Here is a 13,190-nt window from a genome sequence, read left to right as displayed (position 1 = left end):
TCGCTGCTTTAGCTGCTGCCTGGAAAGCGCTCAAATCATCTTGGCCATCATTTGCCACAGCGCCGAAGCTGGTGACCGAAAGTGCATTCGCATCTGGTACCGGTGCTGGCGTTGGTTCCGGTGTTGGTGCTGGTGCTGGTGTCGGTGCTGGTTCCGGCGTTGGTGCTGGTTCCGGTGTTGGTGCTGGTTCCGGTGCTGGTGTCGGTTCCGGCGTTGGTGCTGGTTCCGGTGTTGGTGCTGGTTCCGGCGTTGGTGCTGGTTCCGGTGTTGGTGCTGGTTCCGGCGTTGGTGTTGGTTCCGGCGTTGGTGCTGGTTCCGGTGTTGGTGCTGGTTCCGGCGTTGGTGTTGGTGTTGGTTCCGGCGTTGGTGCTGGTTCCGGTGTTGGTGCTGGTTCCGGCGTTGGTGTTGGTTCCGGTGTTGGCGTGATGCTAGCGGCAGTAAAAGTCACTGTCGGATTCCACAACGTTTGGTCGGATACGGTATCACCTTTTTTATTTAAAATGAAGTAAATTTCTGTGCCCTGCTCAACCGGGATGTTATTCAGATCTTTGGCATAGTAAGTTTTGGCACGGACCAGTGTTTCTGTCCAGAGAACCGTATCATCCTTGCGAATGGTTACAATGCCTCCGTCTCCATTCGGCGTTCTTTTTCTTGCCATGGCCGCGATGGAAACTGTTCCAGTCCCTGGAGAAACCCATTTTCTCACAGCATCTGAAGTTTCTCCTGGATACAAGTCGCTGCTTCTTACCCAAGGATAACCGTTTGCCCCTTCCCACTGCTTTCTTGCCGCGTTGTATTGTAGGTCGGAATATTTTCCGTCAATCATTTCTCCATAGTACCACTGCTGATGTCCCTGCGTAGTTGTGCTGTAGTTTGAAGAAGCTCTATACTGTGTAGTAGAAGACGCTTGTGCTTGTTCCATGCCCATTACGCCGCTGCCGCCAACTGCTAAGGAAAGAGCCAAAACCATCTTAATCACTTTATTTTTACCCATTTTAATGTTCCCCCAATGATGTTAGTTTCTTACCCGACTTGTTTCAGCCTTTTTAGAAATAAAGGCTCCTTGAAAGAATGCCCCCACAAAATTCGATTCTAACTTCACTTACTTTTCATTCAATTACGCTCCTTCATTAGTGAAGGAAAATGAAGCATTTAGAAGTAAAAAGAAAGCTGAGCATAAAACCGAACACAAGTGGATTCGAGAAGAGTCTGTGAAAGTGCCTATCCATTCAGGTTCTTGTGCTTACATGCATTTATATCGGTGATTCCTTTTGACAGTTTATAGAAGGGCTTGCTTTAGAATCGTAGGAACTAGCTATTCATAAAAAGCCAGTGACCCCGCAGGACAATCTCCACCTTCTGGCACTCCTTTTAGCCTAGAGCTTTGCTTTTTATAGAGGGATTTTAAGGATTCAATGGTTTGTTTTGCCCGTATCCCGTTTTTTTGATTTTTAGATCAATGGAATATTGGCATAAAAAAGCAGGGACCAGTTGCGAGCTGGTCCCTGCAGGAGCAAATCTTTGTGAGAGAAGATTGAATGATGATCGATAGACTGCAAATGAACAAGTACAACTGGATTGAAGATCTTTTAGAAGCCAATGTTATCGATGAGTTTGATAATCCCGTTAGTAAAGGTGGTTGCTGCGCCGTTGGTATTGATCAGCGTGTTTTGACGGAACGTAATGTTTTTGATCGTTGCAGTTCCCCATACGCCGATACCGCGGCTTGCACCGTCTCTGATCATGTTATTGTTGAATTCTACATTGTCGATTACGCCCTGCGAAGCAAAGACGAGTACATTAGGGTGATTCTGCGGTTGCTGAATTCCTGTGTAGCGGATGGTGTTGTTGTTGACTTTAACCCGATCCACATCCTGCGTGTTATACGAACCCTCTACCGAGATATACACCCCTGCCATTTGTGTTTCCTGGATTTTGTTATTTTCGATCAGTACGTCTGTGCCGCCTACCACCGTAATACCGCGAGCTTTTGAGTAGTAGCCTACATCGTTGCCGCGAATCGTAATGTTTCTTACTGGCAGATCTGCGCCATCTTTGTAGCTGACCACTGCGATGCAGTCGTCGCCGACTGCGCGCACTACGTTGTTTTCTACAGTCATCGCGTTCGTGGAGTTTGTCATGTGAATGCCGTCTGCTCCGGTATTTTCAATCAGATTGTTGCTTACTGTTCCGTTAGCAGAGCCATAAGTGATCATGATGCCTGCCGTGCTTGCTCTGTTCACATGGATATTGTCGATCACAAAGTTAGTAGCGCTGCGTACTGTAATGCTGTTTTTCTCATGTGCTCCGTTTCCTCTTGGAACCGTCGTTTTGTACTCATGCTTCAGATTGCGGAGTTCGACTTTGTCACCCTTCAGATCAATCGATCCTCTTTCCGGGTTTGTCGAGACCAGTGTGGTCGACGCTCTACCTGCACCTACTACTTTGATGCCTTCGATCACCAAGACGTCGCTTAAGATGAATTCGCCTGCCGGAATAGTCAGCGTTTTCCCTTGAGACTTGGCTGCTCTAGCTGCCGTATTGAATGCATTCAGATCATCCTTACCATCATTCGCTACCGCACCATGACTCGTAACCGAAATACTGTTTGTATCAACCACTGGCGTCGTACTAGCCGGTGTAAAGGTTACTGTCGGAGTCCATAAAGTCTGATCAAAGTTTTTTCCGTCTTTTTTATTGATGCTGAAGTAAATGACTGTACCTTGCTCAACCGGAATATTGTTTAGATTATCCGGTGTATTGTCTGCAGTGTTGAGCAGTGTTCTTGTCCACAAAACTGTGCTGTCTTTGCGGATTGTTGCAACAACTCCGTCGCCGTCGCCACTTCTTTTTCTTACTACAGCCGACAGAGATACTGTTCCTTTGCCCGGCGATACCCACTTTCTTGCGGCATCCGACGTATCTCCCGGGTGCATGTCACTTCCATTCACCCAAGGATAGCCGTTCGTTCCTTCCCAACGCTTTACTGTCGTATTATATTTCAGATCCGTATATTGTCCATTAGTCATTTGACCGTAGTACCACTGGCCGTAACCCTGTGTAGTCGTGCTATAGCTCGTGGAAGCATTATATTGTGCAGCCGTATTCGCTTGAGCTTGTCCAACTCCCATTACGCCGCTGCCAAGAGCCAAGGAAAAAGCCAGAACCATTTTAATTACGTTATTTTTGCCCACTCTGATGTTCCCCCAATGATGTTAGTTTTACCCGACTTATTCCAGCCTTTTCTGTGCAAGAAAGAGATTTGGATCAGGTTACTTTCTACATAATACGACTCAAATCGCACTTTTCTTACATGCAAGCATTCTCTTTGTATCAATGAATGAAAATGAAATACTTGAAATAAAAGAGAGGTAAGCCTAGAAGCAAACCTAAGCGGATTTGAATAATTTTCTGTAAAAGAACCTTATAAGTTCGGGCTTTTGCCCTTACATGCACTTATATCGGTGATTCCCTTTGACAGTTTACAAGAAAGCTCACTTTAGAATCTCAGGAACTAGCTGTTCATAAAAAGTTAGTTACCTTGCAGGACTTGCTCCATTTTTCGACATTCCTTTTAGCCTAGAAACCTACTTATTAAAAAGGGGATTTTTCAATTCTAACGAATCAGTTTGGCTGTTTTTACCTACATCTGTGCTTCTTCGTCTTGAATGGATGGAATGCCAATAAAAAACAGGAACCAGTTGCGAGCTGGTCCCTGCGAATTCAAATCTTTATGAGAGAAGATTGGATGATGATCGATAGACTGCAAATGAACAAGTACAACTGAATTGAATTTCTATTAGAAGCCGATGTTATCGATGAGTTTGATAATCCCGTTAGTAAAGGTGGTTGCTGGACCGTTGGTATTGATCAGCGTGTTTTGACGGAACGTAATGTTTTTGATCGTTGCATTCCCCCATACGCCGATACCGCGGTGTACGCCGTTCGTGATCATGTTGTTGTTGAACTCTACATTGTCGATCACACCTTGCGAAGCAAAGACGAGTATATTCGGGTGATTCTGTGGTTTCTGCATTCCCGTATGGTTGATTGTATTGTTGTTGACTTTAACCCGGTTTACGTCCTGTGTGTTGTATGAACCTTCGACCGAGATATAAACCCCTGCCATTTGCGTATCCTGAATTTTATTGTTTTCAATCAGCACATCCATGCCGCCTACAACTGTAATACCGCGAGCTTTCGAGTAGTAGCCCACATCATTGCCGCGAACCGTAATGTTTCTTACCGGCAGATCTGCGCCATCTTTGTAGCTGACTACTGCGATGCAGTCGTCGCCTACTCCGCGTACTACATTGTTTTCTACAGTCATCGCGTTAGTGGAATTCGTCATGTGAATGCCGTCCGCTCCGGTATTTTCAACCAGATTGTTGCTTACCGTTCCGTTGGCGGAGCCGTAAGTAATCATGATGCCTGCCGTACTCGACTTATTAACATGAACATTGTCAATTACAAAGTTAGTAGCACTGCGTACTGTAATACTGTTTTTCTCGTGTGCTCCGTTTCCTCTTGGAACCGTCGTTTTATACTCATGTTTAAGATTGCGGAGTTCAACTTTGTCGCCCTTCAGATCGATCGATCCTCTTTCCGGGTTCGTCGAAACGAGTACGGTCGACGACTTGCCGGCGCCTACTACTCTGATGCCGTCAACAACGAAGAGATTGCTCAAAGTGAATTCTCCAGCCGGAATCGATAAACTTTTCTTTTGCGACTTAGCAGCTTTTGCTGCCGCATTAAAGGCCTTCAAGTCATCCTTGCCGTCATTGGCTACAGCTCCAAAACTTGTAACTGAAACCGTGTCAGCAGCCGGTGCTGGTGCTGGTGCTGGTGCTGGTGCTGGCGTTGGTGCTGGTGCTGGTGTTGGTGCTGGTGCTGGTGCTGGTGTTGGTGCTGGCGTTGGTGCTGGCGTTGGTGCTGGTGTTGGTGTTGGTGTTGGTGTTGGTGTTGGTGTTGGTGTTGGTGCTGGCGTTGGTGTTGGTGTTGGTGCTGGTTGTGGCTCTGGTTCTGGTGCTGGTATGCTCGATTCGGTAAAAGTCACTGTCGGATTCCACAGTGTTTGATCAGAATCAGCATTATCTTTTTTATTTAAAATAAAGTAGATTTCTGTTCCCTTCTCAACCGGAATATTATTCAAATCGTCGGGTCTAAATGTTTTAGCGCTCACTAACGTTTCCGTCCAAAGAACCGAATCGTTTTTGCGAATAGTGGCAATGGCTCCATCTCCATTTTTATTTCTTTTTCTTGCCATTGCCGTAATAGAAACCGTTCCTTCACCTGGAGAAATCCATTTTCTAACGGCATCCGAATCTTCGCTTGGATACAGGTCAGTTGAACTTATCCAAGGATAACCGTTAGCGCCTTCCCACTGCTTTGTCGACGCATTGTAGGTCAAATCTGCATATTGTCCATTGGTCATCTGGCCGTAATACCACTGCTGGTAGCCTTGCGTATCTTTGCTGAAATTGGAAGAAGCTTTATACTCTACAGGAGCAGCCGCTTGTGCTTGTGCCATTCCAACTGTACCGCTTCCGACTACCAAAGAAAGTGCCAAAACCGCTTGAATGACTTTATTTCTTTTCACTCTGATATTCCTCCAATAATGGTTGATTGTTTGCACCATACGAACTAACTATTCAAAAAATTCATTCTTTCTCAGCACACTTTTCTAACTCAATCATTTGTTTAAATTGAAGATTTATAATTAAGGTTCAAGATTTATTCATTCAACCGGATCACCGATCTGCCTGTCCCCTTTGACTTCTTTATCATAGCTGGAATTGGATGGAAAAGAATGAGAAGAAGGTATAGACTCAATAAAAAACCTCCAGGGGCTTTTTGGGAGTAACTTCTATTCATTCTGTGAGTCTTCTTCTACGAGTGGGCTTTTACTTCAGTTTTGCTTACCGCAGCTTGATTAAGGTCCTGCTCGTCCTAAGTTCTAGAATTTTTCTTCCTATATAAAGCCTAAATCATGCTTGTTAGTCCTTATTTATACGTAACTTCACTCCTGGATCGATCGTTCCCAGCCTAATAGGGCTACGGGAAAAGAAAAGGTAAACCGTACTGCAGGAATGGCAACATTCTATTCACTGTTGAAAACACAAAAGAGCCTCTACCGTATTCACGGTAAAGGCTCTTTTTCATCGGCTTGGCAGCTTCCCACTCTCCCAGGACCTTGCGGTCCAAGTACCCTCGGCGTTAGAGGGCTTAACGGTCGTGTTCGAGATGGGAACGTGTGGAACCCCTCTGCCATCACCAAACCATAGGCGCTCCATGTTTGCCTTCTCGCTCCACTTGGTTCTTGCCTTCAGATCAAAGATCCTCGGTTGGGAAATCCAAAAGTCGCTCCAATTCAAACATTTCGCTTAGCGGCTTTATTACTAAAGCCAAGTTCAAAGGCAAATCTTGTGTCGGCAAAGCCGAACAATATTTGCACCCTGAAAACTGGATCCTAACGATCTACCTTTGCGCCAACACGGAGTCGAGATGAAAAGAATGAGAAGAAGGTGTCGAATGAATACAAAGCCTTAGGGCGTTTTTTGAGAGTATTCACTCTACGGTCTCCGGGTGATTTAACCCAAGCAGGATTTCAGTCGTGATTCGTTCGAAAATCGCAGCATATTTATTTCGCTTTTATATTTTCACGATTTTGTTTTCTATAAGAGAAATTATTGCGATCATCCTGTCGAATAATCTGCCGTACCTCCTATTCCTCCTATCCAGTCTAAATCATGCAAAAAAACCGGCATTGTCGTTTCGACGATGCCGGTTTTTCTATTTTCAGGGTCGATCGAATGCGTCTTTCATCCTGACATTCGAATTACCCCTGTCTTCATGCTGCAGCGTAACCTTCCTCCTTTTTTCATCGCTTGGCTCGTGCGCTCCGATTACGTTAGCCTTTGACGGAACCGGCGGCCATCCCTTCCACGATTCGGTTGCTTAGAATAATGAAAGCGATCAAAATTGGAATAATGCTGATCATAAGTGTCGCTCCAATCGCGCCCCAGTCTGTCAAGTACTGCCCGACGAAGCTGTTGACCCCGACCGTCAGCGTTTTCCAGCGATCCGAGTTGATAAACGTGTTAACAAACACAAACTCGTTCCAATTGTAGATCATATTGATAATGGCCGTTGTCGCAATAACCGGCGTTGTCAGCGGCAGTGCGATCCTAAAGAAAATACGATGCACCGAACAGCCGTCTATTACGGCCGCTTCTTCGATCTCCCGGGGGATCGTCTGATAGAAGCCGAGCAGGATCATGATCGTCAGCGGTAAATTGAAAGCCGTATAAGACAGGATGATGGACAGCGGATTATCGATCAGTCCGATGTTTTTGAAAAAGCTGAACAGCGGGATCAGCGTCGAGTGCAGAGGAATCATTAAACCGATCATAAACAAGCCGAGCACCAGCCGATTCAGCTTCCAGTACATGCGGGTGATGGCAAAGGTAACGAAGCTCGCGAATAGGATGGTCAGCACGACTGCGGCGACCGTATACCAGACGCTGTTCCAAAAATAAAGGTTAATATGTCCCTGCGTCCAAGCTTTGGCGTAATTGCCCCACTGCGGGTCCTGAGGAAAAGAAAACGGGGAAGCGCTGAAGACTTCCTGATTTGTTTTCAAGGAGAATAGGAATAACCAAAACAAGGGATAGATTTGAAAAACGGCCAGGATACTGAGTATCAGATAGAGCAGTCCTGTTCCCAGCCTGCTGCCGACCGAACGTCCACTCTTCGACATCTCCTTACCCAAGTCCGACTGCTTCTTTGCTGCAAACTCGCTCATAAATTATGCCTCCTTTCAGTATTGGTAGTCGTCCTTGGACGTAGTAAGCTTACGAATCAACCAAGTCACAATCAGACAGATGACGAGCAGGGCGAATCCGATGGCGCTTCCGTAGCCGAAATTGTACTTGGTGAAAGCTTCTCCGTACATATACGAGGCCATGACTTCACTAGCGCGATTTGGGCCGCCGCCCGTCATGACATAAATCAGGTCGAAATATTTCAGGGAGCCGACCAGCGCAAGCACAATGGTTACCTTGAATACGGAAGAGATAAGCGGAAGCTTGACTCGAAGAGCGATTTGCAGCGGCGTAGCTCCATCGATCCGGGCAGCTTCGACAACTTCTTCCGGTACGTTCTTCAGCGCAGCGGCGTAAATGATGATATAGAATCCGGCATACTGCCAGATGATCGGTATGAAAATCGCAAAAAGGACGATATTCGGATCCGACAGCCAGAGCGGCGGGTTCTCTACGCCTAATGAAATGAGCAATCTATTGATCATTCCGTTGGATGGGTCGAAAATCTTAGACCACAGCTGGGCAATGGCAACCGAGGAAAGCAGCATGGGAATCAGATAAATTTTGCGAAACAATTCTGCCCCTTTGATTTTGCTTGCCAAAATCAAGGAGACGGCTAAATACAGCAGCAAGCTGGCCGTAGAGAAAAGACCCAGCAGAAAAGAATGGTAGGCGCTTTTCCAGAACATGCTGTCCTGCATCAAGCGGCTGTAATTTTCCAAACCAATAAACTCCCTAGGCCCGAATCCGTTCCACTCCAGCATTCCGTAATAGCCGGTCATGATAAGCGGAATATAAATCAGGCAGCCGATCAGCAGCAGTGCCGGCCATACATAAAGTGCAATCGTCCATTTATTGGACATGACAGTTTTCATTGCCTCGTTCCCTCCCTTGGGATAAAAGAAGAGGGCATATGAGCCATATGCCCTCTTCAATGAAGAGATACGGGACGTTCCGAAGAATGATTATTCGGCGTCCAGCGCATCCTGCGTCTGCTTGACGAATTCTTGCGGAGTGATCTGCTTGCCGAACAAGGCGGCGATCAAATCATGATGCAGTTCGGCCACATTCGGACTTGCTTGGGTATCGAAATAAGTTGTGACATTGGATGCGCTGTTCAGGTCGTTGAGAATTTCTGTATACATCGGGTTGAGATCCATACCTTCCGTATCAACCTTCGTCGCTGGAATGACACCGGCTTCGGTGACGGAGCGAGCGCCCCATTCCTTAACAAAGAAAGCAGCGAAATCTTTGGCGGCATCTTTTACTTTCGAATTCTCCGCCACAAACAATCCGACTCCAGGGCCGCCTACGTAACTGTTGATATCGGTTCCCTTTCCGCCTTCATACAGCGGAAATTTGAAGTAGCCGATCTTATCCTTAAAGGCTTGGTCAACGTCGGGACTGGTCGTATAGTTTGGCAGTTCCCAGGTTGCCGTCAAGAACATAGCCGCTTGTTCGTTCATGAAGTAGCCTTTCGCTTCGTCATTGGAAAGCCCGCTGTTGCCTTTTTCAAAAGTATTCATATCCACCAGATTTTGCACTTCGGTCGCAGCCTGTACGATAGCCGGATCGTCGAACTGCAGTTTGCCGTCAATGACGTCGGTCAGGATCGTTGGGCCTCCGATCCGATCGGCCAGATACATGAACCAGAATGAACCCGGCCAGCCTTCTTTATTGCCTACGGTTGCAGGAATGACACCGTTATCATTCAAAGTTTTGACTACATTTTTGAATTCCTCGAACGTTTTTGGTACTTCCAGATTGTGATTTTCGAAAATTTCCTTGTTATAGAATATGTAGGAGATGTTCAGCTCAAGCGGCATGCCGTACGTTTTGCCGTCGATCGCATACGATTCTTTCACGCCCGGGATAAAAGCGTCTTTCAGGTTTGTCTCGATAACGTCGTCGAGCGGCGTGAACAAGTTGCCCTGAACGTAAGGCTGCATGAATCCGTCCGACCATGTCATTCCGACATCGGGAAGCTCGTTGGAAGAAGCCAGGACTTTAATTTTATCCCGGTACTGATCGTTGCCCAAAATCTCGGTCTGAATCTTCACGTCCGGATGATTGCTTTCATATTCCTTGACGATATTGTCGGCGATCGTGTACTGGGCGTTCGAACTGCCTTCCGGCCACAAATGCATGAATTTGACGACCGTTTGACCGCCGCTTGCGTTATTTGCCCCGCTTCCGTTGGCCGTCGGTTCCGAAGAAGAACAGCCCGACAATACGAAAAGGATTAGCGTAGCCGCGGACAATAAAATATAAAGCGCTCTCTTTTTAGCCAATTCGATTACCCCCTTGAAAGATATGCAGTACGTTGTGCGTAGTTAAAGTCTATCATTCGGAGGATAAGGGCGTAAGGTAACAGCGATTGGCTAAAATTCTCTTTTTTTTAGAAAGCCCTTTCATTTTGGAGTTTGCGATAAGTGCTTGGAGTAATTCCTTCGAATTCTTTGAAGACTTTGATAAAATATTTAGCCGTTTTATAACCGGATTCCTCCGCTACTTCGCCGATTGGCAGGTTCGTCGTAATCAGAAGCTGCTTGGCATGCTGAATTTTGCGGCGCGTTACGTATTCACTGAAGGTCATCCTTGTTTGTTCCTTAAACAGCGCGCTGAAGTAACTGGGATTTAGATGTACATGATCCGCCACTTCTTTTTGGGTGATTTCCTGTTGGATATTCTGATCGATGTATTGGATAGCATCGCGAATTGGTTCTCTGGCCTCCCGGCTGTTCTCGTTTGCTTTTACCAACCGGTCATCCACTACCTTCTCGATCATTTCCGTACGCTCCTGCTTCTTTTCAACGCGTAGTGCATCCTCTACCGCTTCGATCAGTTTGGTTCTGCTAATCGGCTTAAGCAAGTAATTGACAACGCCTAGACGCAGCGATTCCCTGGCATATTCGAATTCGGAGTAGGCAGAGATCACGATCACGACCGGAAAAAGATTTTGTTCTTTCATCGTTTGCAGCAGCATAAGCCCTGTAACTTCCGGCATGCGTATATCGGTGAGCAGAATATGGACCTTCTCCCGCCTAATGATCTCAATCGCCTCTCTTCCGCTTTCCGCAGTCAGAATATAATGCCTGCCTTCTCCCCAGGTATCAAGCATCTTCTTGATTCCCTGTCTTGTTCTCGGTTCATCATCAACGACCAATATCGTCTTGGCGTGCATCATACATCCCTCCGTTAATCGGTATTTCAAAAAATATGCGCGTTCCGCGATTTAACTCGCTCTCGATCGACAAAACCTTCTCCTGCGGCTGATTCGGATAGTATAAGCGCAGCCTTTTATACACGTTAGAAATCGCCATGCCTTGACCATAAGTCGAACGTACGCCTTCTTTCTCCATCGAAGCCTCCACTTCACTCCGCTTCTGTTCATCCATTCCCGGGCCGTCATCCTGTACGACGATTCGAAGACTCTTCTTCTCAGCTGGCTGTATCGTTACACTGACCGTACAGTCGCCTAACTTGTTTCCGGCTCCATGCAGTACGGCATTTTCTACTAACGGTTGAATGAGCAGCTTCGGAATTTCGATCTGTTCCCATTCGGAAGATATCGAAATTCGGCACTTTAATCGCTCTCCAAAGCGCATTTTCATGATTTCCATATAATCTTCGATATGCTGAATTTCATCTTTGATGGGTACCCAATCTTCGCCGGACTGCTTGGTAATCGTATACCGGAACAAATTAGACATGGCAACGACGTGCTCAGCCAAGTCCCGTTGATCGTTGTCCTCGAGCGACCAGCGCAGCGCATCCAGAGCATTGAATAAAAAATGCGGATTAATCTGTGCTTGCAGAGCTCTGAGTTCACTGTGGCTGCGTATGATCTCTTTTTGATAGACCATGTGAATCAAGTGATTTGTCTCTTTTACAAGCTGATTGTATGTACTGTTCAGTTCATTGATTTCATTGACTGTAGAAACTCCAGGATTCAGTGTCAGCGTACCTTCCCCGGCCTGCTGCATCGTTCGGGTTAATCTGAGAATTGGAGTCGTAATCATTGTTGAAAGAAAGAAGGAAAAGATGGAGTAAATCGCAAAACCGATAAAGCCGGAAAAAACGATGCCGTAGCGCACAACGTTAACCCCTTCGGTAAGAGCGCTTACAGGAGTCAAAATCAAAACGGTCCACCCGGTTGCTGCGGAAGATTGTTTGGTCATAATATAATCCATATTGCGAATCTGCACCGTTGTATCCGGAATACTCAAAAGAGATTCCACCGGGCCATCATAATTCGACGTTAAAGGCTGCGTCTGCCGATCCAAAAGAATGGAGTACTGATTCGTCTGATCGGCAAGCTCTTGATTGGCAAATTGGAAGTAAGAGCGATAAATGCTGATCAGCAGGTATCCTCCTTTGACGTAATTATGCTCCATCAAATTCACCCTGCGAATCGCAAGAAAATAGTTATGATCACTGGGATCCGATCCGAGCATCACCAGCTGCCCCTTTGCTTCATCCGCTTTTCGGATCCAGTCAGCGGTTATTCGAGCGCTTAACCGGGAGTCGTCAAGCGGCAGCATTCGTTCCAATCCCCCCGTATAGAGTTCGAACGAAAAAATGCCTTCGGCATTAGCTTGAATCGTATTCACGACTCCCTTCAACCGCTGTCGTTCTTTGAAGCTGACCGGCTGATCATAATGATTTTGCGCCAGCGCCTGCTGCACCTGTCCGTTTGTGGTGACCAGTTTCGATACCATATTAACCTGTTCGTACAGCGAATCGAATCGTCCGCTTGCCTCAATGGCAACCTGTCGAATTTGCATTTCCGCATTGTTTTTTAAAAGCGAGGAAACCGATCTAAAGGTCAGAAAACTTACGATCAGTAGTACCATCACCATAACAACAAGGAATACCGTCAAGATCTGATTACGCAGCGTATTCCATTTTTGAAGACGCGAGAGCATCGGCATATCGCCTTTCTTTTTTGAAGTAAGTAATTTAGAAGCAGCTAGGACTTCGAATAGAGCCATTATAAGCGCGAAGTACCAAGGTGGCAATCCACCCAGGCAAAACATTTCTTCAAAAGAAAAATACCCTATAACAAAAGAGCCTTCTCCGCTGTTCACGGAAAAGGCTCTTTTTCATCGGCTTGGCAGCTTCCTACTCTCCCAGGACCCTGCGGTCCAAGTACCATCGGCGTTAGAGGGCTTAACGGTCGTGTTCGAGATGGGAACGTGTGGAACCCCTCTGCCATCACCACCAAACCATAGGCGCTCCATGTTTGCCTTTTCGCTCTGCTTGGTTCCTTCCTGCGGATGAGACATCCTCGGGTAGGGAATCCAAAATTCGCTCCAATTCAAACATTTCGCTTAGCGGCTTTATTGCTAAAGCCCAATCAGGATT

Annotated in this window: 7 protein-coding genes, 2 rRNA genes and 1 pseudogene; all 10 read right to left on the bottom strand. The window is 46.4% G+C overall.

Annotated elements, in window-relative coordinates:
* Window positions 1-994 (bottom strand): annotated as a pseudogene (locus F456_RS24705) (hypothetical protein); the annotation flags it as partial.
* Window positions 995-1,589: 595 nt separating this feature from the next.
* Window positions 1,590-3,194: a right-handed parallel beta-helix repeat-containing protein gene (locus tag F456_RS24970; protein ID WP_018979027.1), complete on the bottom strand. Its 1,605-nt coding sequence runs from the start codon at window positions 3,192-3,194 to the stop codon at window positions 1,590-1,592.
* Window positions 3,195-3,799: 605 nt separating this feature from the next.
* On the bottom strand, window positions 3,800-5,599 hold the full coding sequence (locus F456_RS24965; RefSeq protein ID WP_229675742.1) for a right-handed parallel beta-helix repeat-containing protein: 1,800 nt from the start codon (window positions 5,597-5,599) through the stop codon (window positions 3,800-3,802).
* Between the two features lie 565 nt (window positions 5,600-6,164).
* Window positions 6,165-6,278 (bottom strand): 5S ribosomal RNA (gene rrf / locus F456_RS0121165).
* Between the two features lie 632 nt (window positions 6,279-6,910).
* Window positions 6,911-7,759 (bottom strand): carbohydrate ABC transporter permease, encoded by an 849-nt coding sequence (locus F456_RS0121160; RefSeq protein ID WP_040925456.1) that lies wholly within the window; start codon window positions 7,757-7,759, stop codon window positions 6,911-6,913.
* Between the two features lie 60 nt (window positions 7,760-7,819).
* Window positions 7,820-8,698 carry a carbohydrate ABC transporter permease gene (locus tag F456_RS0121155; RefSeq protein ID WP_018979023.1) on the bottom strand — a complete coding sequence of 293 codons (879 nt, stop codon included), beginning with the start codon at window positions 8,696-8,698 and terminating at the stop codon, window positions 7,820-7,822.
* A gap of 90 nt (window positions 8,699-8,788) precedes the next feature.
* Window positions 8,789-10,114, bottom strand: coding sequence for an extracellular solute-binding protein (locus F456_RS0121150; protein WP_018979022.1), 1,326 nt, complete (start codon window positions 10,112-10,114; stop codon window positions 8,789-8,791).
* Window positions 10,115-10,221: 107 nt separating this feature from the next.
* On the bottom strand, window positions 10,222-11,007 hold the full coding sequence (locus F456_RS0121145) for a response regulator transcription factor (protein ID WP_018979021.1): 786 nt from the start codon (window positions 11,005-11,007) through the stop codon (window positions 10,222-10,224).
* Window positions 10,979-12,751, bottom strand: a complete 1,773-nt coding sequence (locus F456_RS23280) for a sensor histidine kinase (RefSeq protein WP_040925455.1) — start codon at window positions 12,749-12,751, stop codon at window positions 10,979-10,981. Before F456_RS23280 ends, F456_RS0121145 begins: the two co-directional genes overlap by 29 nt.
* A 183-nt stretch (window positions 12,752-12,934) precedes the next feature.
* Window positions 12,935-13,051: ribosomal RNA gene (gene rrf, locus F456_RS0121135) — 5S ribosomal RNA — on the bottom strand.
* Window positions 13,052-13,190: the final 139 nt, after the last annotated feature.

The sequence above is a fragment of the Saccharibacillus kuerlensis DSM 22868 genome (assembly GCF_000378145.1).
In the GTDB taxonomy this organism is placed as follows: Bacteria; Bacillota; Bacilli; order Paenibacillales; family Paenibacillaceae; genus Saccharibacillus; species Saccharibacillus kuerlensis.
This window is presented reverse-complemented; position numbering and strand designations above follow the sequence as displayed.